This window comes from Aeoliella sp. (genome assembly GCF_965227375.1).
Taxonomy (GTDB): domain Bacteria; phylum Planctomycetota; class Planctomycetia; order Pirellulales; family Lacipirellulaceae; genus Aeoliella.
This window is the reverse complement of record NZ_CBDDFX010000002.1, coordinates 100,014-124,854: the sequence shown is the minus strand read 5'-3', so window position 1 is coordinate 124,854 and position 24,841 is coordinate 100,014. Positions and strand designations below refer to the sequence as shown.

At 59.1% G+C, this 24,841-nt stretch carries 17 protein-coding genes; 5 read left to right on the top strand and 12 right to left on the bottom strand.

Annotation, left to right across the window (positions count from 1 at the left end; all coding sequences use genetic code 11):
* Positions 1–72: 72 nt before the first annotated feature.
* Positions 73–1,095: a nucleoside hydrolase gene (locus ACQK2L_RS13550; RefSeq protein WP_425397553.1), complete on the top strand. Its 1,023-nt coding sequence runs from the start codon at positions 73–75 to the stop codon at positions 1,093–1,095.
* Between the two features lie 15 nt (positions 1,096–1,110).
* Here the strand turns inward: ACQK2L_RS13550 and ACQK2L_RS13545 are convergent, their stop codons facing one another.
* From ACQK2L_RS13545 to ACQK2L_RS13535, 3 genes are all read right to left on the bottom strand, one after another.
* Positions 1,111–2,424, bottom strand: coding sequence for a hypothetical protein (locus tag ACQK2L_RS13545; RefSeq protein ID WP_425397552.1), 1,314 nt, complete (start codon positions 2,422–2,424; stop codon positions 1,111–1,113).
* 170 nt (positions 2,425–2,594) lie between these two features.
* Positions 2,595–3,422, bottom strand: a complete 828-nt coding sequence (locus ACQK2L_RS13540; RefSeq protein ID WP_425397551.1) for a hypothetical protein — start codon at positions 3,420–3,422, stop codon at positions 2,595–2,597.
* 64 nt (positions 3,423–3,486) lie between these two features.
* Positions 3,487–4,161, bottom strand: a complete 675-nt coding sequence (locus tag ACQK2L_RS13535; protein WP_425397550.1) for a zf-TFIIB domain-containing protein — start codon at positions 4,159–4,161, stop codon at positions 3,487–3,489.
* A gap of 458 nt (positions 4,162–4,619) precedes the next feature.
* Between ACQK2L_RS13535 and recQ the strand changes: the two genes are divergently transcribed.
* Entirely contained in the window at positions 4,620–6,476 is a 1,857-nt protein-coding gene (gene recQ, locus ACQK2L_RS13530) for a DNA helicase RecQ (protein ID WP_425397549.1), read from the top strand.
* Between the two features lie 39 nt (positions 6,477–6,515).
* Here the strand turns inward: recQ and ACQK2L_RS13525 are convergent, their stop codons facing one another.
* From ACQK2L_RS13525 to ACQK2L_RS13485, 9 genes are all read right to left on the bottom strand, one after another.
* On the bottom strand, positions 6,516–8,261 hold the full coding sequence (locus tag ACQK2L_RS13525; RefSeq protein ID WP_425397548.1) for a hypothetical protein: 1,746 nt from the start codon (positions 8,259–8,261) through the stop codon (positions 6,516–6,518).
* A gap of 21 nt (positions 8,262–8,282) precedes the next feature.
* Positions 8,283–11,240, bottom strand: a complete 2,958-nt coding sequence (locus tag ACQK2L_RS13520; protein WP_425397547.1) for a multiheme c-type cytochrome — start codon at positions 11,238–11,240, stop codon at positions 8,283–8,285.
* Positions 11,241–11,389: 149 nt separating this feature from the next.
* Positions 11,390–12,385: a PEP-CTERM sorting domain-containing protein gene (locus tag ACQK2L_RS13515; RefSeq protein ID WP_425397546.1), complete on the bottom strand. Its 996-nt coding sequence runs from the start codon at positions 12,383–12,385 to the stop codon at positions 11,390–11,392.
* 177 nt (positions 12,386–12,562) lie between these two features.
* Positions 12,563–13,525 (bottom strand): PEP-CTERM sorting domain-containing protein, encoded by a 963-nt coding sequence (locus tag ACQK2L_RS13510; RefSeq protein ID WP_425397545.1) that lies wholly within the window; start codon positions 13,523–13,525, stop codon positions 12,563–12,565.
* A 207-nt stretch (positions 13,526–13,732) separates the two neighbouring features.
* Complete coding sequence (locus ACQK2L_RS13505; RefSeq protein ID WP_425397544.1) at positions 13,733–14,326, bottom strand: PEP-CTERM sorting domain-containing protein; 594 nt, start codon at positions 14,324–14,326, stop codon at positions 13,733–13,735.
* A gap of 131 nt (positions 14,327–14,457) precedes the next feature.
* Positions 14,458–15,390 carry a PEP-CTERM sorting domain-containing protein gene (locus ACQK2L_RS13500; RefSeq protein ID WP_425397543.1) on the bottom strand — a complete coding sequence of 311 codons (933 nt, stop codon included), beginning with the start codon at positions 15,388–15,390 and terminating at the stop codon, positions 14,458–14,460.
* 736 nt (positions 15,391–16,126) lie between these two features.
* A complete protein-coding gene (locus ACQK2L_RS13495) occupies positions 16,127–17,080 on the bottom strand; it encodes a PEP-CTERM sorting domain-containing protein (RefSeq protein WP_425397542.1) in 954 nt (317 codons plus the stop codon).
* 147 nt (positions 17,081–17,227) lie between these two features.
* A complete protein-coding gene (locus tag ACQK2L_RS13490; protein ID WP_425397541.1) occupies positions 17,228–18,130 on the bottom strand; it encodes a PEP-CTERM sorting domain-containing protein in 903 nt (300 codons plus the stop codon).
* A gap of 382 nt (positions 18,131–18,512) precedes the next feature.
* Positions 18,513–19,574 (bottom strand): hypothetical protein, encoded by a 1,062-nt coding sequence (locus ACQK2L_RS13485; RefSeq protein WP_425397540.1) that lies wholly within the window; start codon positions 19,572–19,574, stop codon positions 18,513–18,515.
* Positions 19,575–19,973: 399 nt separating this feature from the next.
* Here ACQK2L_RS13485 and ACQK2L_RS13480 point away from each other — a divergent pair, with 399 nt between their 5' ends.
* From ACQK2L_RS13480 to ACQK2L_RS13470, 3 genes are all read left to right on the top strand, one after another.
* Positions 19,974–22,688, top strand: a complete 2,715-nt coding sequence (locus tag ACQK2L_RS13480) for a protein kinase domain-containing protein (RefSeq protein ID WP_425397539.1) — start codon at positions 19,974–19,976, stop codon at positions 22,686–22,688.
* Between the two features lie 86 nt (positions 22,689–22,774).
* Positions 22,775–23,293 (top strand): hypothetical protein, encoded by a 519-nt coding sequence (locus ACQK2L_RS13475; RefSeq protein ID WP_425397538.1) that lies wholly within the window; start codon positions 22,775–22,777, stop codon positions 23,291–23,293.
* Between the two features lie 503 nt (positions 23,294–23,796).
* A complete protein-coding gene (locus tag ACQK2L_RS13470; protein ID WP_425397537.1) occupies positions 23,797–24,696 on the top strand; it encodes an ATP-grasp domain-containing protein in 900 nt (299 codons plus the stop codon).
* The last annotated feature ends 145 nt before the right edge of the window (positions 24,697–24,841 follow it).

Here is a 24,841-nt window from a genome sequence, read left to right as displayed (position 1 = left end):
TGTGATTAGGACACAAGGCAGGTTAGAATTCAATCGATAACGCCAATCCACAGCCGCATTCGAGAACTCACCATGCCTAGATATCTGTCGCTCGTCCCGACGCTGGTCGCCTGTTTCCTCTTCATCTCGTCGATCACCAAGGCCGAGGGGCCAGTGAAGGTGATCTTCGACACCGACATCGCCAGCGATGTGGACGACGTGGGTTCGCTCGCCATGCTGCACGCCCTGGCCGATCGTGGTGAGGTGGAGATCCTCGCCTGCACGATCTCGTCGAACAATCCTTGGTCGGCCGCGTGCGTCGACGCGATCAACACGTGGTACGGCCGGCCCGACATTCCGATCGGGCGAGTGGAAAAGTTTGTGGCCGGTCTGGCGAAAGACCAAAATCCCGGTTCTCGCTACACAGAAGCGATTGCGAAAGAGTTTTCGCACGACCTGGCGGACAACGACAGCGTGCCACTCGCAGTCGATGTTTATCGCCAGGTGCTCGCTGAGCAGCCGGACGATAATGTGACGATTGTGTCGGTTGGCTTTCTCACCAACTTGGCCGAATTGCTCGACTCGACGGCCGACGAGCATAGTCCGCTAACTGGCAAGGAGCTCATCGAAAAGAAGGTCAAACTGTGGGTTTGCATGGGCGGAGTTTTTCCCAAGGGGCAGTTTGGCAAAGGAATCGGCGAATACAACCTCCGCGTCACGCCGGACGCCACCGAGCGGGCGATCAACCATTGGCCCACGCCGGTCGTGTTCACTGGGTACGAGATCGGCAAGCGCGTGATGACCGGGGCGGGACTCGAGCGAGCCGATGCCGACAACCCGATCCGCCGCGGCTACCAGCGCTACAACGGCCTCGGCGATCGCAACAGCTGGGACCAGACGGCCGTGCTCTACGCCGCCCGCGGCGCCGGCGACTACTGGACACTCTCCCCACCCGGCACCTGCCACCTGCCGGAGAACTCCAAAGGCTGCCACGAGTGGAGCGAGTCGCCCGAGGGGGAACATCGCTACTTGATCGAGAAGATGCCACCGAAAGAAGTCGCCACAGAGATCGAAGCGTTGATGATGGCGGAGCCAAAGAACATGGGAACGGAATGAGGCGACAAACTCCATTCACCTAGGCTTACCGCCGGGCAAATCAAATTTGATACACCAGCACACGCTCGCAGCCTCTTCTGGCGAGGCCACTTCGCTGAGCACTTCGGCCATTTCCTTCCACCGGCCGGCGCGAGCGAGCAGTGCGCCCAGTTGTCGGCGACGCTCGGGCTTCGAGCGAATCTTGCGGGCGGTTTCGATGGCTTGGTCGAGCCCTGCGATGTCGGCTTGCGCGGCCACGGCCGACGCTTGCGCCCCTTTGGCAAAGTCGCGTCGGTGCTCAACACCTGCGTCCTCCATCGCTTTCTCCACCAGCCGCTGGCCTGCTTTGGGGCCTTCGATTTTCGTAGCGACTTTGGCCAGCTGCGTGTAGACGGCCGAGGTGGTCCATCCCACCTCGTACACGTACCACTCCGGCATCTCGCGAAAGGTCCGCTGCAGCCAACGTTTGGCAGTGTTCGCCTCGCCCTGGTCGACTAGCAGCTCCAACGAATCGCAGATGCTGTTTACAGGAAAGTGGATGTTCGGATCGTCCGACTCCGCGAGTTCCTCGAGTTCTTCCTTGATCGTTCGTTTCGCACGGGCGATGGCTTCCTTTTTCATGCCGAGATCCAATAGCGTATGGGCATCGAGCACTTCGTCGCGAGTTTCGCGATCGAGACTACGAATGCACCTCTTTACTGCGTCGGTGTCCTTCAACTTGGCATAGGTCTCCAGTACGCCCTGCAGAAAGCACTGCCGCGCCCACTGGTCCTTGGTGCTCTTAGCGGCGGCCTCCATTTCTTTGGCCGCATCGGCGGCGGCCTTTCGCTTGCGACTCGCCAAGCCAAGTCGGAACCTCCGCTGCGCCCCGCGGAACTGCGCTTGAGAGCGCTCCCAATCGCCCACAGCTTCGTCAGGATCGAGGATGCCATTGAGCGCGCGGAACTCGCGGACCGAGTTGATGGCAAAGTTCGCGTCGCACTTGCGAGTGATGTAGGCCTCCATCGCCTCGGCCTTGGCCAGGTACTTCTCCATCTTCTTCTCATCGCCCGCGTTCAGCGCAATTTCGGCTCCCAGTTCCGCCATACGGACCGTTTCCAACACTTCATCTTCTGGCAACCGCCGAAGGAAGCGATTGACATGCCGCAACGCTTCGGAAACTTCGCCCATCTCGGCAAGATGCTCGATCGGTAAATGCGCGGTGCTAGCCGCGTTTTCAGGATCCGCGATGGCGTCGCACTTCTTGATCATGCAACGATACCAAGCCTTCAAATCGCGCGTGCGAGGCCACTTCGTCTGCCAATCGGGCTTCGACGACTTCTTCTTAGGTGCAGCCTTGCGTTTGGCCATGAGGTACTCGTTGGTTCGTTATCTGGAACGCTGAACTTCGCTAATGAACGTTTGGTAATGCAAGAACCCGGCGTAAACGCCGGGCCTAAGTCTATCAGAGGTTGCGTAAGGTCGCGGCCGTCCTCTTTTCTCTCTGCGACCTCCTGTTCACACTTTATTGCTAGCGAAGGCTAGCGTTGCGCTGGCAGCAATTCCTTTGGTATCGCGCTTGCCAGCTTCTTCTCACTCACTCTCTTAAGGCGGTCGAGTTCGGCTTGGACGTCTTCGCCATTTTCCAGGCGGCGCTCGAGGATTTGGATTTCCAGTGGCAGGATGTTGATGAAGTAGCTCTCGGCGTCGGCCGCGCCGATTTTCTTTTCTTTCTCCAACAGCCACTTGAGGCACTTGATCTGTTTCTCGGTGTAGTTCAGCTTCGCGCTGGCTTTGAGCCACTTCACGATTCCGCCCGCCTCGTCGAACGGCGTTCCCTCCCAGTACGGCTTCACGTGGTTTTCGCCGTCGCGACCTTTGCGCATGTATCCATAACGCGAGTACCCCTCAGGGCGGTCTTGCAGTTGGTAGTAGAGGTTCCAGTAGCAGGCGTCGCCGACCGAGTTGCCCATATGGTGATTGCGAAAGTTGATCGATTGGCGTTTGTCGTCCAAATGTTCCACGAGCACGGGAAACGCGAGCTGTTTGTACTCCATCAACTTCGAGAAAGCCTTCTGGCAACGTTCAAACCGCTCGCGATACTCATCCGAGTTGTCCCGGATGCCGGGACTTAGCGTCGGCTGGTCCGTCGCATCGCCTTCGGCGAACACCAGTTGGTCGACCAGCGCGCGGATTTCTGCTTCCTGTTTTTTGGCTACAACTGCTTCGGCCTTCTCCTTGTCAGGAGCCTTCGGCGCCAACCGCTGCTGGACCACTTGCTTGGTGTCCTGCTGCGCCTGTTGGGCGTGTAAAACTCCGGCAAAAGACAACAATAGTAGCAACCTGATTCCGGTACGTTTTCGAGGCATCGCCTTACTCCTTGGTCCGGGGATTCAGCACGCGATCTCAACTTCATTGCCAATTGTAGAGCATCTACTGCAGCAATATCCACAGCAACACTGGCAGAAGCAGCAAGAGCCAGCCGGCCACCGCCACCACGATGCCGGGCGTGGGGTGCGTCACGCGAGGGCGAGCGAGGCCAAACGTCCCTCGGGTACGGCGGCCCATTTCTTCCGAAAACCAGATACATGCCAGCGGCAGGGTCACATAGATTGCAACCGATAGGATGCGGTTGATGTCCTTCGAATCGAGAACTACGGCGATCGCCAGACCTGCGGCGACTGCGCCGGAGAGCAACTTGGAGGTCAGCAGCGCGTACAACAAGCGTTGCCGGCGATCGCTCGCGAATTGATGTTCGATGGTTGCGGCCAGTTTGTCGATTGCCGGATTGCTGGCGACATACGCTGCCAGCGGCGCAATTTGCGATGCTTCGATCCAATGTCCGCGGCAGTCAGGGCATCGCTGTAGCACCACACCCGAGTCGTGCGCGTACTCGTGCGGTGCGAGCGGCCGCTCGCATCTGGGACATGCCAACTGCGCGGGCCTTTTGGCGTTTGCCGCTACGGCAACCGGCGCATCATCGTTTTGCACGATGGTCGCCAATTCACCCTGGTCGACCCACATACCGCCACATTTGCCGCAGCGGTCAATCCGCTCACCCGCGCAGACTTCCTCACTTAGCAACGATGCACAGACTGGACAGAGCATGGCGGGATGGCTTTTGGGGCACTGGATCGCTGCGAGGTATTGTCCACTACTTCGCTTCGTGGCTGTCGAAATTGGACACTCGGCATGATAGTATACGCGTGGTCACCGCCGCTGCGCCGGAGATATGCGCCGGCTGAGGGGCCATGAGTTTTGTCCCGCGCGGCGGAGTTTTGCCCCACCTCAGGGGTTTTGTCCCATTGCGGTTAACCGATGGGGCAAAACCCTCTGGATACGTCGCTGAATGAAACCCATAAACCACTACCAATAAATCACTTACAACAATTCACGGGAGACGTCGGGCCCGAGTTTTGCCCCCATGGATCGATATTGGGGAACAACGGACAAAACGCCCGGGGAACAAACGCTCCGGAATCGCTCGTGCGCGGCCCTTTGCGGTCCCGCGGGCGATCGATGAAAATGGGGCGGTTTGCCCCCTGCCCTCGCCGATTGGCTACGTGATGGATGGATCCGCCGACAACCCCGCCGCACCGCCCGACGAGCTGCGCGACGTGCTGGCGGAGTACTGGGGGTACGACAGCTTCCGCCCGCTGCAAGCCGAGGCGATGGACTGCGTGATGAGCGGTCGCGACTCGCTGGTGGTGCTACCGACGGGCGGTGGCAAGTCGCTTTGCTACCAAGCCCCGGCACTGGCGATGCCAGGCGTGGCGATTGTGGTGTCGCCACTTATTTCGCTGATGAAGGATCAGGTCGACTCGCTTCGCGCGAACGGCGCTTCGGCTGCGTTTATCAACAGTTCGCTCACTCCCGAAGAAAAACGCACGGTCACCCAGCAAGTTCGCAGCGGCGAAGTGAAGTTGCTGTACGCCGCGCCGGAACGGATCGTCCGCGATCACACGTTGTTGTTCCTGCGTTCGGTCGACGTGTCGTTCGTGGCGATCGACGAGGCACACTGCGTGAGCACGTGGGGGCACGACTTCCGACCCGAGTACACCGAACTTGGCAAACTAAAACAGGCGCTACCCGGCGTGGCGATCCACGCTTACACTGCCACAGCCGCCGATCGCGTGCAGCAGGACATCATTCGCGGGCTGTCGCTCGAGTCGCCGGAGTTGTTGATTGGTTCGTTCGATCGCCCGAACCTGGTGTACCGCGTGCGACGGGCGTCGCGCAAGCTGCAACAGATTCAAGAGGTGATCGAGCGACATCCTGGCGAGTCGGGCATCGTATATTGCATAAGTCGCAACGAAGTAGAGAGTGTGGCCGCGGAACTGAAAGCCGCTGGCGTGCGGGCCGCACCGTACCACGCGGGCATGAGCGACATCGCCAGGGCTCGCAACCAGGAAGGTTTCCTTGGCGATCGCATCGACGTGATTGTCGCCACGGTGGCGTTCGGCATGGGCATCGACAAGCCGAACGTGCGATTTGTGATCCACGCTGGCATGCCAAAGTCGGTGGAAGCATACGTGCAAGAGAGCGGCCGCGGCGGTCGCGATGGTTTGGAATCGGAATGTCTGCTGCTGTACAAGGGCAGCGACGGCGTGCTGTGGAAGCGGATGATCGAAGAGGGCGAACCGGCCGCCCGCGACGGAGCGCTGCGTTCGCTGGATGAGATGATGCGCTTCACCACATCGGTTGGTTGCCGGCACCGAGCGATCGTGGAGTACTTCGGGCAGGAGTTCGAACGCGACAACTGCGGCGCGTGCGACTTCTGCCTGGGCGAACTGGCGTTTGCCGACAACGCGCTGGTGAACGCGCAGAAGATCATCTCCTGCGTCGCCCGACTCGAACAACGCTTCGGCGCCGGGCACACGGCGAAGGTGCTCGCGGGTTCGAAAGATCAAAACGTCACGCGGTTCAATCACACGGAGCTAAGCACCTACGGCATTCTCAAGCACGAGCATGGCACCACGATTCGCGACTGGATTGAGCAACTCGTGGGGCAAGGGCACCTGGAGAAAGTGGGCGAGTACAGCGTGCTGCAGATCACCACCAGCGGCCGCGAAGTGCTGCGGGGCGAGACGACCCCGCAACTGCTCGCACCGGTAAAGCGCGTGAAGGAGTCGCGCACCCGCAGCGAAGCGAACTGGGAAGGCGTGGATCGCGGGCTGTTCGACAAGCTCCGCGAACTGCGCGCGGAGTTGGCCGCTGAGCGCAGCGTGCCGGCGTACATTGTGTTCGGCGACAACGCCCTGCGGGACATGGCCCGCCGCCGGCCCACGTCGCACGAGTCGTTCGCTTCGGTCCGCGGAGTCGGCTCCGCGAAGCTTCGCGACTATGGCGACGTGTTCATCGAAACGATCGTCGCGTACTCGAGCGAAATGGGACTAGCAACGGAAGTGGAAGAGAGCTTTTGAGTACTCAAAATAGCCGACGAGCTACGCCTCGTCGGAAACCTAGAACTTCCAACGAAACTCCGCCCGCGCGCCGTTGATATCCTCCGAGTTGTCGAGCCAACCGTGCATCGCATCGAAGCGAAGCAGGTGGGCGTTGGTGATGGGAACCTGATAACGGAAACCAACACCGAGTTGGTCGCCCGGCGCGGCACGACCGACGTCGGAGCCCATTACCTGCAGCGCGGCAACCTCGACGATGAGTTGCTGATCGTAGTTGGGCCCGAGTAAGTCGACACCGGTAGCCACACCGAAAGTGTTATTGGCCGTCGCGTCGAGCGTCGGATAGCCGGTGAGTGCATCGCTTTGGAACAGGATGCCCGTGTTGAACAGCACGCCGCCAAACGCGGCCGCCCGCGCAGCTGGTTGCGGGCGATCAAAGCCAGCGAAGAAGTTACAGTAAGGCATCAGGTTGTACGGCATCCGTGAAATGAGCGTGTTTTCGGCGAGTAGCAACACCCCGTCGGCGGTGCGAGCGCTCTGCGGCCCGTTCTGCCCGGCGTTGACGATCACCCGCATCGAGTTCGAAACCCGATTGAGATACCTTCGCGTGTAGGAGATACCAAGGTTGTTGTAGTTGCGGTCGCTGTCCTTGCGATCGTTCACGTAGGCGTAACCGAGTTCGAAGTAGCCCCCGCGACTTTCGATGAACGTGGTAGCGCCGAATAACTGCGCGGCATCCTCGTCGCCCGGTGCGGCGCCGGTGCTCACTTTGTCGAACGCCGCAAACATGGTGACGTCGTAGTTGGACCAGTCGAGAGCAGGATTGTTGCGAGCAGGAATGGTGGCCGCCACGCCGACCATCGCGTCCTGCATCCAGATGCCATTTTGAAACAGCAAAGGAATGATGCCGGCGGTGATCGGCATGTCGAACGCCGAGTAGGAGGAAGTGAAACCACCAATGATCTGTCCCAAGTCGCCCTCGAAGAACGCGGTATCGGTGTTGGCGTCGAAGAAGTCGAGCACCTCGACGAAGTCGCCGTTGTCGATCCGCATAAAGCTGTTCCCCTCCTGGAACGGCCCGGAGAACATATGAAATCGCTCGGTGGCGGTCAGCCAGTAGTCGAACTCGAGATTCAGCCGATGCGCGAGCACCGAGTGATCGCCGCCAACCAGGTTGTTCTGCGCGTACGCCACGCGATAGTCGCCGTAGACGTACAGCTTCTGCAGCACCAGGTTCGTCGGCCCGAACAACTCCTGGTACGGCGGCACCGGACCGTTGCGATAGAAGGGAAACCCAAGCTCCAACAGCGGATGCTGGGTTGGCACCAGGTGCTTCCCACCGTAGACGTTCATCTCGACGCAACTATCCCACGGAATGTGGTCGTAGATCGGGTCGCCACTGAAGTCGCTCTGGTAGTAGATCGAAAGGTTGCTACGGCAGTCGGTCGCCGGCGGGTGATGGAGCACGTGGGCGTCGTGCTCCGCATCGTTGCACAGAGGAGGAGCAAACGTATCGCAGGAGTAACAATCGACTACCGGGTTGGGAATCGGTGGAGGCGGAATCACACCGAATCTCAGTACCGATGGCTGAAAACCAGTCTCGGTGCGGCAGTCCCAAGCGGTACGGAGCGGTTGTTCGCTTGCGAGCCCGGACTGAACTTGGTTGGAGACAGTCGGTGCGTGTACCTGCGGAGCTGCAAACAGCGACGCTCCCTCCTCCGCGGAAGCGACGACCGCGCAGACCGAGCAGCTCATCCCGATCAGGGAGAGCAACAGGAGTTTCGCATTGGAAAGGTTGCAAGTCATGGTGTACGTACAGGCGTGTCGCTACCGGACGTCGAACTCCACGGAGTACGGATGGACGTCGATCATGCCCTCGTTCATCGCCCGCTGCATCTCAGGCGTGGCGCCGCAGAAGTCCATGAAGTAGATCGGTTCGGTCCGGCTACGCATGCGGAAGCTGAGTCGGTATCGCCCCGGCTGACTGAACACCTCGGCGGGGATGCGGTACTTCACCTCCTTCTTGCCAAGCGGCGCCAGCGACCGGCTTTCCATCCGAATAAATGGCGGGTGATTCGTCACGGTGACCGGAATCGCACCAGGGCGGAGGAACGGCAGCTGATCGAAGTCCACGTTCACCGGCAGGTAGAACTCGCGGTCGGTGCCCACCGCACCAGTGATGAGGAACATCGTTTGCAAGTTGAACAACTGCGAGTCGAACGGCACTTTACCGGCGCGGACATCGCGGGAGTGGATGTCGCACACGTCGCCGTAGTGGTCGGTGTAACCCGTCTCCCACAGTCGCTGCCCTTGCGGACCGATCAACACCACGTTCGCCCACAGCTGCGGCTGAGCCCCCAGCGAAGCGGTCGGCAGGTTGTGCCCCGTGTTGGTGTTGGACACCACGTAGTTGAGTTTCAACTCTCGGCCCACCGCGGGGGTGGTCTTGAAGAACGGACCGTCGACGTGCGATCCGTTTTCCATCACCTTTTTGCGAACCTCGGTCTTGGTGGCCAAGAGTTCGAGATTGTCGTCGATGATCTCGCGTGCGTCGTACCGGTCGTCCACCTCGGCCCACACCGGTGGGAAGTGCACCCGAATCGTGCCATCCTCCACACGCTCCTCGAATTTATCGGTGCCCCACCCTGCTCGCCAGTCGAACTGCAGCCACTCGTTGAACTTCCAACGGTCGGCCTTCAGGTGGAACGGAAACACACCCGGGTGAGCAATCGAGTAGCCAGGGCCGTAGAAGATGTGGTTCGAGTGCTTAACGTTCTCGCGCACCTTCTTGCCAGCGATCTCGGCGACCGCGCAGCACTCGTAGCCGCTCGCCAGGCCGGGCTCTTTGCCCATGTGGCAGTCCTGGCAGGTGATACCCGCCTTGTAGGCTGGCGAGGCGCGGTACTGATCCCATACCACTTCGAGCTTGATGCCAGGATGCACCGCGACCTGATGACACGACGTGCAGTACTCGGACCGCGAGATCTGGTCGAAGTACCGTCCCTCGACGTGGATCGCCTGCCCCGGCCCCTTCTCGTCGGGCGAGGTCTTGAGCTTGAAGTGATCCTTCTTGGCAATCGCCTCGGCGACGCCGACACCACCTTTGCCGCCATAGACCGGCGCAAACTCGTTGCCCGGCACGATATGCCGCTCGCCGTTCGACTTGTCGTACCGCTGGTTCACCCGGTGGCACGCCACGCAAGTCACTCCTTCGCGGGCCACTTCGGGTTGCTCCCACAGCGGCACGTCGCGGCGGATGTTCAAGCTCGTTCCCACCGGCGAGTGGCATCGCAAACAGAAGTAGCCAACCGTGCCCTTGCTCACCTCGGTGATCTTCTGCTCGAACTTCTGGAACATCGGCGACACCGCAGCGTAGGCGTGGCTCGAGCAGCTCCACTCCTTGTAGATCTTCTCGTGACACTTCGCACAGGTCTTGGCCGAGGGGTAACACCCTTCGGCAATCAGCTCCAAGTGAGGATCCACCCCATCCGGCACGCCAGCCTCTTTGGCCGCGGCGCGCGCTTCTTCGAGCGAGTGCGCAGGCGAGGAGTGCAAGCTCGGCATCCCCAACGGCGGCGGAGCAAACCCCGGTTGCGGAATCGTCTCCACCGGCGCGCCCGCTTCAGCGGGCCGCGGTGCGATAGGCTGGACCTTCGGCGTAGGAAGCGACGGCGGAGCAAACCCAGATGGCGAAGGCTCGACCGGCGGTGCCGGCAAAGTCTCCTGAGTCGGAGCAGACCGGGGCCCCGCAGTCGGTTGCGGCTCCACCACAGGATTAGGAACTGCGGGCTCCGGAGCTACAGGCTTCGGTGCCGCCGGCAGCGGCACAACCATGTTGCTCGGCGCGGAAGGCGCCTCGAACATCGGCTTTCGCGGACGAGGTCGGGTAGGCTCAGGCTGAATCTCCCGAGGCCTGGTTTCGACCGGTGGCTGCGGCGGCTCGACCCGCACTGGCGGCAAAGCAGGCTCGGCCGCCGGCTCTCGCTTCGATTCTTCCACTCCAGGAAGTTGCGGCGGGGCAACGAGACTCGGCCGCGGCTCCGGCTTCGCTGGCTGGGCGGGTTCCACCACTGGCGCAACTTCGGGTTCGACCATCGGCGGCTCCGCCGGCAACTCCACCGGCGTCTGTGCTGGAGGAGCGGATTGCGACGGCGCAGTGCCGAACGAGGGACCTTCGTCCGCTGGCGGGGGTGGCGGAATCCGCACTGGCTCGGCGGGAGCACTTGGCTCAACGGACGCATCGGGCACTACGGGCGGCGAGACGTTAGCCGGTTCGGCAGTGGGCTCGACGCTCGGCGATACGTCGATCGGAGCACTGCTCGCGTCTTCGGGCACGAACCACGCGTCCGGATCGACCAGCCATTCACCTTGCGGTGCGCCACCGCTAGCGACAGCCATGCGCACTGGTCGCTGGGCAACGCGAACGCTAGTGATCGACGCCCGCGGCTGCCGCTCGAAGTGCGAGGTTAACTCGTGGGTGGGTGCGACGGAGCTCGACAGAGTCGCGAGATCGGTCTCGCCAGCCAGCAATTCCGTACGCAATTGGGCCGCCGACGTGGGACAAACGACTGCCACTTCGGCGACGAGGCGTTCGATTTCGGCCGTGCGAGCATCCACCTCACCGGCGGGCCGAGTCTCCGCAACCGGCGTGACCGTGTCAGGTTCTTCACGAGTTGGAAAGCACTGCCAGGCAGTGTGCACCACCACCAGCGCAACGAGCGTCGCCAGCAGCGCGCGGAGCATCCGCCCACCAGATACTCGCCTGGAAATCGCCGTCCGTGGCATGAGGGTCCACCAAGGGGGTGTCGAATCGGCCGAGAATCCTCCGTGACGCGCGGCCATACGCACGTAACATCGACCCGGTGCGTCAGGAGAATCCCGCCTTTCCGCTACCGTCGCCAGCGGCAACCAAGGCGGCAAGGTTCGCCGAATCGTTAAAGTTTAACGGAGTGCTGGCACGAGAACCGATTCCGGATCGGTGCCACGCCTGCCAGACCCATCAGAGAGAGAAGCAACAGAGCGACAGTCGAAGGCTCGGGGACGACTACAGCTCGCAAGGTATAGGACACGGTTTCGTCGACACCTCCTTTGGGGTGATTCATGAAACCCAAATTCAGTGTCGCGTTGTACTCACCCGGTGCTTCAGCGCCCAAGAACTGCACGTTATAAAACACCTGATGACCGCCGTCAATGTTCTGATACAATGTTTCTTCGAAGCCGATCACTCTGAATAGATCCGCGTCGTCACCGATAATCGAGGCCCCGGAGGGAATAAGCCATGAGCGAGCACCTCCCTCGTTCGCGATGCCGATCGCGTCAATTAGCGTACGAGGCTGACTTCCTGCACCAAAGTCGAGCGTGCTTCCAGCAACTGGTGTGGCAACCATCTCAGACTGTGTGCCCTGAAGAACACTGACAGGCGGAATTTCGACAGCTGCCCCATCAACTACGACAGTGCCCGCCCCAAATATCTCACTACCCGCAGCTACCGCCAAGTAAGCCAGTACGGTGCCCGATGATTGGGCCGGGATAACTGGCGTGCCGGGAAGAACCCACGCCGCAGAAAGGGTGGTGGTGGTATCAGCTAGTTGAATGGCAGACTCTGTTCCATCGCTAATGAAGAACGAATCAGCCATACTCTCACCAGCAACTACGGGCATACCAGGCGAACTGCGGAACAGCTCGTTCGAATCGAGCGGGGTGTAGAACGAACCGCTGAAAGAGAATTCTACTGTCTTTATAGGATTAACACTGGTATTGGTCACTTCGAATCGATAGGTGTCCACCAGATGGGTATCGACACCGTCAGACGCCGATACACCTGACTGTTCGGAAGAGAAGGCACCGTAAACCGTTGCTCGCGAACGGTCGGCAGCAGCTACAGCTAGAATCGCCGTTACAAGCAAGTGAAATCGCAAGACCTGCAACACGATGAGCCTCCAAGCTTAGATCAGTGACCGCTACTTAGTTCACCCTATTTGAACAGGGGATTACTGTAGGGACAAGACATGAAATGAGTCGGCGCAAAAAAGCGGGGTCGAGCCTTTGCTCAACCCCGCTTTGTGGGTTTCAAATTGTCAGCAACCGTGGCTGCTTAGGTGCAAGACCTACTTGCGGCGACGGGCCAAGCCGACCAGACCGACCAGGGCGAGGCTCGACAGAGCAATCGTCGAGGGCTCGGGGACGCGGATCGAGAAGCCAAAGCCCACAACACTGGGATCACCAAACTCAGAGAAGAATAATGCCTCACCTGACATTCGGTAGCCAGGGGAAAGGCTGGCCCAGTCTGCATCGATCGTAATGTCGTATTTGCCATCGCCATCGTGGTCCGTTATCGACCCGGTGGCAACAGTGTCCCCCTCTCCGGGGACGAACTGGAGCATGGTAGTGATCTCGCCCAGATCGCCCAGGTGGCCACAGTCGACGCCCAACTCGATCGCGTCGGCTAAGAATATCGGGCCACCATTGCGTTCCGCAAACGCACCCTGGAGACCATCGCTCAAGCTTGCACCTGGGCCGATGTACGTGCCAAAGAGGCTGAGACTGCTAGCCCCGAATAAGAGGTCGATAAACGATCCCTCCACGGCCATTCGGCCGCCAACGTACGTGGGAAATTCGCCAGACGGTACGGTGAGGTAGGCCAACGTTTTGGTTTCGCCAGGTGCAATCACCGGAACGTCGCCTGGGTACGTCCAAGCGGCCGCGAGAGTGGTGGCATTGTCCTCCGAGTAGCCCACCAGTTCGAATCCATCGGCGACAAAAAACGAGTCGGCCACATATTGGCCAAAGAATGTAGGCAAGCCGGGGCTGTCGCGGAATGTAGCGTTGAAAGGGGTAACAGCCCAGAAGTTTCCGCTAAACTCCAATTCAACGGCCGTTGCAGGGTTCGTGTTGGAATTGGTGACATCAAATAAGTAGGTGTCGACAAGTAGCTGGTCCGCACCGTTCGTGGCGACGACGTTCGTCAAATCTGGAACAAAATAAGCGCCGCCATGAACACAACTAGCCGACGACTGGTTGGTGAAGGCGAGAACCAGAATAACGATGAATACTCGGTTGGCTGGCACCATGATGGCCCCCATGCAGCACAAACGACAGAAGAGAGAATAGGCTTCTGAGGCAAATTGCACCTTGCAAATACCGATCGGCCAATCGCAGCATCAGAATAGATGAAAAACAGGACTGACAACACCCCCCATTGGAAGGGCCTGCATGCGTATTAAAAGCTGAATCCGCTGCTACGCCCCCCAACCCCTTAGTCCCATGACTAGCCGAGGCTACCAGCGGCGAGTGTGACCCGCCAGACCCAGCAGTGTGAGACTTAACAAGACCACTGTAGTAGGCTCAGGCACAGCCAGATTGTCTGGCGGCAAATCGATGAACTGACCGTCAATTTTGGCCCGACCACCATAAAACGTGACTTCGGTGCCCGTTGGAACGCTGAGGAACGCCAAGGGACTTGTCGAGTTGGCCGGGACGATGGGAGTGACTTCACCTGGGTAACTCCAGCTGGCGTAGAGAGTCGTCGTATTGTCAATCGATTCACCGACGACTTGGGTGCCATCGGTAACAAACCACGAATCGGCCACGGGAGTGCTAAGGATTAATGGAAAGTATGGAGTACGTCGAAACAGCGAATTGATTCCAGGCACCGTGTAGAACTTACCACGAAGTTCCAACTCAATCGCCGTAACAGGGTTCGACTCGGAATTGTCCAAGGCGAATATGTAGGTATCTATAGAGACTAGGTTGACGCCATCGTAGGCAGTCAGGTTTTCATGGAACGGCGCGAAATAGGTAATGAGCGCCGCACCGGCTGAGTGGAGTAGTAACATCCAAATCAACAACGCACCAACGGCATGGAATCGCATCTCTACTCCTTGAGTTGTTCCCTGGCCCCAAAATCAGCCCGCTTTAAAAAAAGCGGGGCCAAGCATTCGCTCGACCCCGCCTTGTGGGTTTCAGATTGTCAGCAGCCGCGGCTGCTCAAGTGGTCCAGGACCTACTTGCGGCGACGGGCCAAGCCAACCAAGCCGACCAGGGCGAGGCTCGACAGAGCAATCGTCGAGGGCTCGGGGACACGGGCACCCAGGGTGTAGGTGAGCGTACCGCCGTTGGTGCGGACTTCGAGCACACCCTGCACATTCTGCTTCGGCAGCAGACGAGCAGCGTCATAGTCGATGAACAGGTCAACCTTAAGGGGATCGCTGCCATTAGGCGCGGCACTGAACAGGTCGTGGTCGTTCGAGGTGAAGACCAATTCAGAGATGGCCAGGGGATCGTCGCTCTGCGGGTTGTCGTTCGACAGCATGATAGCTTCGGCCAGAACACCCGACTTGTCGTTGAACGCGCCCTGCATGGAGATCATGCTTCCATCGCTGGGATCGCCAATTGCAACGGGGTCGCCACCGCCTGTTGATCCCAGAAGGATGTCCACAAACGACCCTTCCACTGCTCCGCGACCCGCAGTGTAAGTGGGGGTCTCCCCAGTTGGCACGGTCAAGTATGCCATGGTCGTGGTCGCGCCGGGGGCAACGATCGCTGTGGTGGCACCAGGAAGCGTCCAGGCACCAGACAGAACGGACGTAGTATCCTCGGAGTTACCAACAAGCTGAGTGCCATCAGTGACGAAGAACGAATCCGCAAGGCTTTGGCCGAGGAACACGGGCAACTCGGCGGTGTTGCGGAACGTCGCATTGATACCAGCGATAGTCCAGAAGTTTCCGCCGAATGCCAGTTCAATACTGGTCACCGGACTCGTCTCCGTACTGGTGACATCGAACTTGTAAGTATCGACCTGAATGGCAGCGCCACCATCCGATGCGGTCAGGTTCGACTGATCGAGAACCCACGTACCAGTCAAAGCGGCTTGCGAAACACCAGCCGTCGCAGCGACCAAAAACGTAGCAACAAAGATCTTGGTTAGTTTAAGCATGTTGAGTTTCCTTGCAGAAGTTAATTCTTGAGAGAGAGTTTAAGAAGCTTTGCGGAGATTTCTCCCCGCTACTTAAGTCGATCGATCGCAATCGAACGACTAGACCAGATCTTGCTTTTCACTAGGCCTCGTATTCCTGACTTCTAGTAACCGATATTTCCGTTCGGCAAGCGACCGGGCAGCGTTCTCCGCAAATGGAAGAGCGAGTCGTCTTGCTTATGGTTCCAAAAGGGCGACTACAAAACAAAAAACCCCAACAAAAAAGGAACCCTCCGGCCGCTGCTTGCGGTCGGTGGATTCCTAAATTGTTGGGGTCTGTATTAGTTCTTACTCGTGTAAGTAGGAATTTCTTGCAACGCTTCTAGTCTAACCGCCCTTGGGCGGACTTGCAAGCATTATTTTCTCAGGTTTCTAAAAAGTTTGTGTGTGTAGTCATTTCCAAAAGGAAAACACCCAGCACACGCCCATGATCTTAATCGTGCGATTGTGATAATGCAAGCCAAATTGGGTGAGGAACTGCAGAAAACCTAGATGCCGCTCGGATTCGCCGTATGGCAACTAATTCGCCGGGTGAACTGCTTCTTCTAGCTAAGGAGATCCATAGCCCAACATCATAATCGACTTCCTACTTGTCAATTTGATTTTGATGTTACAACTTCAACGCGTCACAAAAAAAACCTCAGCCGCACAAGGCGACTGAGGTTCTGTATTTTTCACAAAGATCGAGGGAAGATTGTTAACCGCGACGGCGGGCCAATCCAACCAGACCAAACAACGCCAAACCAGACAGAACGACCGTTGAGGGCTCGGGAACGTTGATCGAGAAGCCGAAGCCAACAGCGTTTGGATCGGCATCAGCTTGAGTGGCAAACAAAATCTCGCCAGCGAACACCGTATCCGGAGAGAGGCTGGAGAAATCAGCATCAATCATTATGTCGTACTTGCCATCGCTATCTCCGTCAGTCACTGTACCAGTGGCAACACCAAGGCCGGTGGTTGGACCGAAAACGATAGAAGCATTGATCGGCTGCAAATCGGCCAGTTCACCACCACCATTCATCAGCATGATAGCGTTGTCGAGAATAATGGGGCCACCATTGCGGTCACCGAAAGCACCCTGAAGACCATCGCTCAAGCTGCCACCAGGACCAACATACATGCCCTCAAGGCTGTTGTTCTGACCAGCGCCGATTTCGACAAACTCGCCCGCTACAGCACCACGGCCGCCATCAAAGGTGGGTACTTGGCCAGTAGGAACGGTCAAGTAAGCGAGCACTTCGGTTTCCCCTGAGCCAACGATGGGCGTGCCACCGCCGGGAAGTGTCCAAGCACCCCGCAGAGTAGTGGTCGTATCGGCCGAGTCACCAACTAGTTGAGTACCATCGGTGACAAAGAAAGAGTCGGCGAGGTTCTGTCCAAGAAATTGGGGCAACACTGGAGCATTGCGAAAAGTGGCGTTGATACCGGGAATAGTCCAGAAGTTTCCACTGAAGGACATCTCGATGCTGGTTACGGCACTTGGCTCGGTATTCTCGACGCTGAACGCGTATGTATCGACAACCAGCGCGTTACCACCATCGGAGGCGTTCACACCGGCCTGGTCCAATGCAAGGCTCCCAATCAACGCAGCTTGGCTGTGTGCCATCAACAGCATCGCGACTGCAGACGCGGCAAAGAATTTACGAATCATTGAATCTTATCCTATGTTGTACTAATGGGGTCAAATGTCTATGAAGAAACCAATTCTGGTAGCAGTTTCTGTTCCAATCACGATATCACTAGCTACTCCCATGCAGCATGGATCAAGTGGAGTATGGAAACTAGCCCTTATCGGATTCTAGCTGCGACGGAACCGGATTGCACCGGCGGCCCCCAGTAGCAAGACGAGCGAAGCCACGGTGGACGGCTCAGGTACGTTTACCGCACCAATGGCGCCAGACGAGACTCCCCAGTTAGCACCGAGAATGTCGAGATCCAGAAGGTCTGTAACATCGTCGGATTGGTTGTTGAAGTTAGCTTCTGCCCAAAAACCGCCCGTGGCGCTCCAGCTAGCTCCTAGGAGGTCGAGGTCGAGAAGGTCGACCGTGCCATCAAGGTTGGCGTCACCGGCCAAAGCGGTGTAGGTCGCCGAGCCCTGCGTTCCGTACTGACCGTCCAGGGGATTGCTCTGGTCATACTGAGCGATACCACCGTGGGTAGTGCCACCGTCGTCGCCGTTGGCGTCGTACATGCCGCCCCAAGAAATCGAGGTCGTCAGGTTTGCGGTGTTGATGGGGCCAGTCTCGATGGTTGCCAAGTCATAGACAACCGACAAGTCGGAGGCATTGGAACCCGTGAAGAACGTGCTACCAACGGCAACAGCAATGTTGGTGTCGACGGTGCCAATTTCAACGCCGTCCCACCCAGCGGCCTCATCGCCGAAAACCGAGTTGCCAACATTCTCATACTCAGTGTTGGTCCCATCGAGCGTCGAACCTACAGCACCAGCACCGGCGGTCAGCTCGAAGCCAACGTCGATGGCAGTGGAGCCACCGACACCCTGATCGGGATTGTCGTCGGCGACGTCGAAGAACAGGGTTTCATCAGGGTTAATACCGATCACCCACTGGAAACCACCATTGGGTCCCACAGCGGCCGCCGAACCGGTGGCAACTTCCACCGACAAACTGGGGTCGGCCATCACAGGTGCTGCCAGCAGGGCGCAGAAAGCAAAGAAGCAAGTAATTTTAGTCCAGGACATTGAAATCTCTCCACCCTCGTTGATTGAAAGACGACGATTGCGAAATTGGATGAACACGGTTTGTCTCGTCATTGGTGCATCGGCCGCTTGGCCACTCCTCTTCTACGGGGAACTTTCAGCTTGGCCCCAGATAGCACTGGAGCGAGTTCGGTGTTGACTTGTAAAGCTTTTTTCCGAACCGCTGAAACATTGCCCGTAGAAGATGAGTGGTGGTCAAGCAGACAACACAAAGATTCTCCCACACGGGGAGGTCTTGCATGTTGTTACTCCGAACCAATAACACAACTCTCTTGGTGACCACCAAACGGGCAGCGAGTTCAATGGTCAGCACGGACGCATTATGTTAGGGCGTTTCGGGGCTGTCAAGCAGTTTCTATAGTGATTAAAGCTTTTTCGGTAAAATCTCGCATAACCGATTCTTCTTCTCTCGGCCGGTAGACCTCGAGGAGCGGAAAAAGTGGGCGGTTATGGCTGTAAGTGTTAACAAAACAAGGCTTTGTGGTTCCGGAACCGGTGCCGTGGAAACGGATCCCACGACGATCGGGGTTGCGGCTAACCCAAAGTTATTCTTCCAGACATCGTAGTCTCCCGCGTCGACAACGCCGCTCTGGTCGCCGTCGGCACCGCTCCCGGCAGTGACTGTTGCCCCTAGCGTGTTGCGCCAAACGGTGTAGTCGGCCAGGTTGACGATGCCATCCTCGTTGTAGTCGCCGAAGTCGGCCGTGGGGGTGGTGAGGTTGCTTCGGACCACAGTGGTGGCTTCGAACCGGTCGGAGCGCGTTCCCACGGAGTTGACGTCTGCTGGCAACTCTATAAAGACATCGCCCTCTGGGATAACGGTGGGGGTAGCGAAAAACGAGGGGCTCAACCCCGGGGCAAAGGTGCCGGATACGAGGATGGCCGCGTGATCCCAGTCGGTGTCACCCAGTGGATCGCCATCGCCCCATAGCAGGTTGCTGCCATTGGCGAGCGTGGTCAACTCGGGGCCAATCGCCGTGGCGTTGGGGAAGTCGATCGATTGATTCGTGTAGTTGGGCGTTGCTCCGTCCGGGTCCATAATGGATCCGACGCCGTAGAAGGCTGACTCTTCCGAGTGCCCAAGCTTAGGCTGAATAACGGCGAACGTGTAATACCCGCCTAAATCCGGGGAGCGAGTGAGCTGGAACCCCGCCCGGTCGCCGCCATTCACGGTGCCGCTGGGCCCCCGCAGAACGGGGGCGCCCGAGATGGTGATATTCTGCAAATGAAAGAACACGTTGCCGATGCCGAACTGGTCGGCTTTTGCGGCAACTTGCCATGTTCCGCCGGAGGCGGGATCGGTGTCGTCGTTGTAGAAGAGGTTTAGACTGAGGTCGATCGCGTCGGCGTGGGCGACGCCAATGGGAGCCATTAGCAGCGCCATGACGAGCGCAAGGCGGGGGGCAAATGCGGAGATGCTATTCACGGATGAACCTCTATTCGGACCGCCTGCTCGGGGCGCTCGTCGCCGATTGCCCCGAAACCAAGGCCCACCGTGGGACCTGGATCGTTCGACGCGAGTACAAAAACCACGGCAACAAAGCCGGTCATGCGAGAGTTGCCCGCCGTCCTGGCACCAAGCCAAGTCGGGGCAGACAGTCTCTGTTCCATTTCTTCAGTTTACTCAGGTCTGCCAAACCCTCAAGCAGTTTTTCTCCTCGCCCCTGGGTAGGCCCGATTTCGCTTTCTATGGGGAACGTGTGGGATTTTGGGCGTCAAAGGCGTAAACTCGTAGCTGGCGGGCGGTGTTTCGTCTGTCCGCAGGCGGTTCGATTGCACGTTAGTTGTCAGAAAAAACAGAGGCAAAACGCCAAAAGTGGCCGAATTGCGGACTTTTGTCTTCTCCGACCTGGTGGGGTCGGTGGACCTGAAGAGCGAGATGCCCGGCGGCAGCGATGCCGAGCGGGACATGGCGTTCGTTACGCAAATCCTTACCCCCCATCGGGACCGGATCGAGCAATACGCGACCGATTTTGGCGGCCGCGTCGTCTCCACAGCCGGCGACGGGCACTTCCTGGTGTTCGCCGACGCTGTCTCAGCAGCCCAGTGGGCGATGGAGATCGTCCGCAGTCATGAAGACAAGCCGCTCTCGAGTTCCAAGGGCACTACGGCCCAAGTGCGGATCAGCATGCACCTGGGCTCGCCGCAAATCGATCCGCGCGATCCCCACAACTTCATCGGCAAAGCGGTCGACTACGCCGCGCGGCTGAACGACTTCTCGGCCAGCGGTCAGATACTGGTGTCGCGCGCGGCGCGGGCGATCCTGGAAGACGCAGGGCTGAACGGAGTGGAGTTTCACTCGCACGGACGCCGCGACCTGAAAGGCATCGGATCGGTGGAAATACATGAGTTGCTGTTCGACGACCGCAAGGCGCAAGACACACGTCAAACACCGAAAGTAGAGAAGCCTCGCGAGTGGACCGTTCATCCCGATACGGTTGCCTACTCGAAGCTCGCGAGAATCCTACCCGACGGAGGTGTCCCGGCCAGCACCACAGCCACACGCCCTATGCGTCTGGGCAAGTACGAGTTGGGCGACATGGTTGGCGCCGGCGGTATGGGCGACGTGTTCAAAGCACGCCATTCGCAGTTCGGCAAGTTGGCCGCGGTGAAAGTGATTAAACCGCATCTGGTGGCCGCAGGTCAGCACGAAGTGGTGAAGCGTTTTTATCAGGAAATCAAGGCGATTGGCGGACTCGAGCATCCGAACATCGTGGTTGCCATTGACTCCTCCACGCCGGACGACGAGACGCACTTTCTGGTGATGGAGTACGTCAACGGAACCAGCGCGGGCGACCTGGTCGAACGTTTTGGACCGATGTCGGTGGCCAACGCCTGCGAGGTGGCACGGCAAACAGCCATCGGGCTCGATTACATTGCCAAAAAGGGCATGGTGCACCGCGACATCAAGCCTTCGAACTTGATGGTCACCGCGGTCGCCACACCGCATCTAGTGGGAGCCGATACGCCTGCGATGCCGCAGCAGCAGCCGCTGGTAAAAATACTCGACTTGGGTCTCGCCCTGTTGGTGGGCGACGACCACGAACGGCTCACTCGGCTCGATCATCGGGCAATGGGCACGGCGATGTACATGAGCCCCGAGCAGTGGCGGACTACCAGCGTCGACATCCGTTCGGACATCTACTCGCTGGGCTGCACGTTGTACCACCTGCTGAGTGGCAAACCGCCGTTTTTGGATTCGGAGCTTCGCCCGGAGAAAGCCCACGAAAAGGGGAAGGTTCCGCCCATTCGCGGTGGGCAGGAGATCCCCCGGCCACTGTGGAACGTGCTTCGCAAGGCGCTGGCCAAGGAACCCAACGAGCGGTACCAATCGCCGGCCGAACTGGCCGAAGACCTGGCGCAGTTTGCCGTAGGGAACTCGCTGGTCGACCTGGTGGAGCAAGCCCGACACAAACCGGCCAACGCGCCGACGCAGCAGGGCCACGCCAGCGACACGCTCGAAGCCAACGGCACGCACTCCGACACGCTGCTCGCCGGGCGGCGAATTGGCTCGACGCTCACTGCTTCCCCGGTGGCCACCCGGCGGTGGTTGTGGGGGGCGATGGCGGGGCTGGTGGTGGCCATCGCGGCCGGCGTTTGGCTGGCGGACCAGGTTTCCAAAAACCGAGCGCAGCTCACAGCATCCAAGCAGAAGGCCGCCACATTCGCGGCGCAAACCGCTGCCTCCGACGTCGCTGGGGAAATCGACAGTCGATTCACCGAGCTCAACGAACTTGTGGAGTCGGCGGAACTCAATACTCCCGAAGGAGAAGTGAGTTTGCAGGCTTACCTTACCCGAGTTGACGAATCTCCCATTGGCGAAGTCTCGTGGGTCCCGATGCAGAGCTGGATTGAGGGGCGCAAGACGAGGTTCGACCGGAAGACTGCATCCGATAGTTGGTTTATCGTCAGCCGAGACGGAATTCAGGTTGCCCGCGCGCCAAAGTCCTCGAGTTTGGGTGGGTACTACGCGTATCGCGACTACTTCCACGGACAGGGCGCCGACCTACCCAAGGAAACCGAAGGGGTCAAACCGATTCGTTCGCCGAATCAGTCGGCCGTGTATCGGAGCACCTCCAGTGGGCAATTGAAGGTAGCGTTCAGCGTTCCGATTTGGACCGATCAGCAACTTGCCTCCCAGCGCGATGTCTCGGGAGTGCTTGCCATGAGTGTCGACTTGGGCGACTTCGCCGTGCTGGAAGATCGTGAGTTGGACGGGCGGGAAGTCTTGTTGGTGGATCTACGAGCCGACAATGTCGATAACGACTCTCGCAACCGAGGGCTCGTTCTGCACCACAAGGACTTGGCCAAAATCAACAAGCGAGACGCCCCGCCCGTCCGTTTGAGCCCAGAGTTGCTCGAGAGGGTCGAAGAGGCGGTGGATGACCGCTCGCCCATCGTCATGGACTACGCCGACCCCCTCCATCCCAACAGTGGCGATCGCTACTGGTGCGCAGTCGAACCGGTCGTAATCGTCCGCACACAAACCGACGAGCGGATCGACACAAAATGGGTCGTGATGGTGCAGGAGAAGCTGTAGAGGCCTGCGCCGGGGATCATTGCAGGGCGTTTGCCCCCGGTCCACAACCAACGAACGCCTACTGCGGTAACAAAGCGGCTCGATCGATGCCTTCGAATACTGACAACACGGCTCGCTTGGCAAAGGAACTTTGGAACGCGGCGCTGCAACTCGAGGCGGCAGACTTTCAGTCGCGATTCGACTCGATTTACAGCGCGGCCGAAGGCCCTGCGACGTTGTGGCATCTTGGCGGCGCGGCAAGTGACTACTTGCGAGCTCAACCGAACTCAGTTTGCATCCCCGAGAAACTTCCAGGACTATTGCTCAGTTCACCCCTGGTCGACGGTCGCATTGTCGGTCTCAAACTTTCGAATCGCCTTTGCCTGGACCCAAATCGGATTGTAGAGGCAGTCTGCAAGGCGCTCGATAGCACCAACAACAACGAAGTCGTCGGAGGACTGTACGAGTTAAGTGAACTGGCCGACAGAACCAGCGTTCCACGCAACTACGGTAGCCCAGCACTACTGGCCCGACTAAGGAAACTAGTGTTGTCTGGCGATGGATACGTCGCCGAGGCTTCCAAACGAATGCACAGAGCCTTCTCTGGTGAGCCTGCTCCAGGATAGCGCCGTTGCCGCCCCTCTCTCACCGTGAGGCGGAGGGTCTTTGGCACCATTTCAGAAAAAGCACGCATGTCGCGCACCAGAACCGGCTCTTACCGACTCGCGGAGCAAATTGGCGGTTGGGCGGTGTATGCCGATGTCACTGTTAGCATCGTGAGGCGGTCCGGGGAGGGTCCGCTTGTGACACTCGACAGCCAAGCGAGCAGCGAGGCCAACGCCGAGTACCTTGCTGCGATCCAGTTTGGGGTCAACTATGCCCTCGCATGCATCCCAGATTCAACGGAATTCAGAGTAAACGTTCAGAGACTGCACACCAATCCTGTCGACACGACGTCGATGGCTCTCGCCTTCGCGACGTGTCATGCGGTGCTGAACTGCTTTGACGACACTCCTGACAATGTTCCTTACTTTGATCGCGACACTCGATCGTTTGCGTTTCCTGGACGCGGTCCGACACACTGACGTAGCGGAGCGTGCAACCCATTCGCAGGGAAAGCGATTCTCAAATGCCCCACATCGCCCTGGTAACCGAAGACCGCTACACCGCCGCCGAGGCGGCTGCAGACGATTGGTATCTGCAGAACATTCTGGACGAGGATCGGCTGCTCAGCGACGCGCTCGCGCGACACGACTTGAGCGCGGCGCGCGTGAGTTGGAGCGATCCGGCGGTCGACTGGTCGCAGTTTCGCTGCGCGGTGATTCGCTCGACGTGGGATTACTTCGAGCGGTTCGCGGAATTCGCAGCGTGGCTCGACCGCGTGCAGCAGGTCACCCACGTGTGCAATCCGCCCGCGACGCTCGCTTGGAACGTGGACAAGCATTATCTGGCTGATCTCGAAGCGCGAAGTGTCCGGGTGGTGCCTTCGCGGTTCATCGAACTTGGTGATTCGGCACGATTGGCCGCGCTACTCGACGAGACCCTCTGGCGCGAGGCGGTCGTGAAGCCATGCATCTCGGGCGGCGCGCGGCATACGTATCGTGTGAACCACTCCAATGCCAAAGAGATCGACGCGCGGCTGGCGCCACTGTTGGGGCAGGAGTCGTTTCTGCTGCAGCCGTTCAAGCAGTCGATCGTCCAGCAAGGCGAGGACACGCTCATGATGTTCGGCGGCCGCTACACCCATGCGGTCCGCAAGCGGGCCAAGCCGGGCGACTTTCGCGTGCAGGACGACCACGGCGGCACCGTAGAACTCTATGAGCCAACCGCAGAGCAAATCGACCTCGCCCAGCGTGCCATGGCCGCTTGCGACGAGTTGCCGGTTTACGGGCGCGTCGACATGGTCGAAGACGCCCAGGGCCACGCGGCCGTGATGGAGTTGGAACTCGTTGAGCCGGAGTTGTGGCTGCGGCTACACCCCGAAGCGGCGGAGGTGATGGCCGAGGAGCTTGTGCGGTGGTTGGGTTAGTTTGCGCGTCCTTTCGAAGGGAGTCCGGCGACCGCGAAATCTGGCTTGCCGCGCCAAGCTCCTACAACACCGCATGGCCCACCGAGATTCCTCAGTCGGTTAGCCTGCTGTCGGAATGACACCTCGTCTACGACTGCGCACAAAG

Coding starts and splice junctions, on each gene's coding strand:
- ACQK2L_RS13550 (WP_425397553.1), top strand. CDS start 73: ATGCCTAGATATCTGTCGCTCGTCCCGACGCTGGTCGCCTGTTTCCTC.
- ACQK2L_RS13545 (WP_425397552.1), bottom strand. CDS start 2,424: ATGGCCAAACGCAAGGCTGCACCTAAGAAGAAGTCGTCGAAGCCCGAT.
- ACQK2L_RS13540 (WP_425397551.1), bottom strand. CDS start 3,422: ATGCCTCGAAAACGTACCGGAATCAGGTTGCTACTATTGTTGTCTTTT.
- ACQK2L_RS13535 (WP_425397550.1), bottom strand. CDS start 4,161: ATGCTCTGTCCAGTCTGTGCATCGTTGCTAAGTGAGGAAGTCTGCGCG.
- recQ (WP_425397549.1), top strand. CDS start 4,620: ATGGATGGATCCGCCGACAACCCCGCCGCACCGCCCGACGAGCTGCGC.
- ACQK2L_RS13525 (WP_425397548.1), bottom strand. CDS start 8,261: ATGACTTGCAACCTTTCCAATGCGAAACTCCTGTTGCTCTCCCTGATC.
- ACQK2L_RS13520 (WP_425397547.1), bottom strand. CDS start 11,240: ATGCCACGGACGGCGATTTCCAGGCGAGTATCTGGTGGGCGGATGCTC.
- ACQK2L_RS13510 (WP_425397545.1), bottom strand. CDS start 13,525: ATGGTGCCAGCCAACCGAGTATTCATCGTTATTCTGGTTCTCGCCTTC.
- ACQK2L_RS13505 (WP_425397544.1), bottom strand. CDS start 14,326: ATGCGATTCCATGCCGTTGGTGCGTTGTTGATTTGGATGTTACTACTC.
- ACQK2L_RS13500 (WP_425397543.1), bottom strand. CDS start 15,390: ATGCTTAAACTAACCAAGATCTTTGTTGCTACGTTTTTGGTCGCTGCG.
- ACQK2L_RS13495 (WP_425397542.1), bottom strand. CDS start 17,080: ATGATTCGTAAATTCTTTGCCGCGTCTGCAGTCGCGATGCTGTTGATG.
- ACQK2L_RS13490 (WP_425397541.1), bottom strand. CDS start 18,130: ATGTCCTGGACTAAAATTACTTGCTTCTTTGCTTTCTGCGCCCTGCTG.
- ACQK2L_RS13475 (WP_425397538.1), top strand. CDS start 22,775: ATGCCTTCGAATACTGACAACACGGCTCGCTTGGCAAAGGAACTTTGG.
- ACQK2L_RS13470 (WP_425397537.1), top strand. CDS start 23,797: ATGCCCCACATCGCCCTGGTAACCGAAGACCGCTACACCGCCGCCGAG.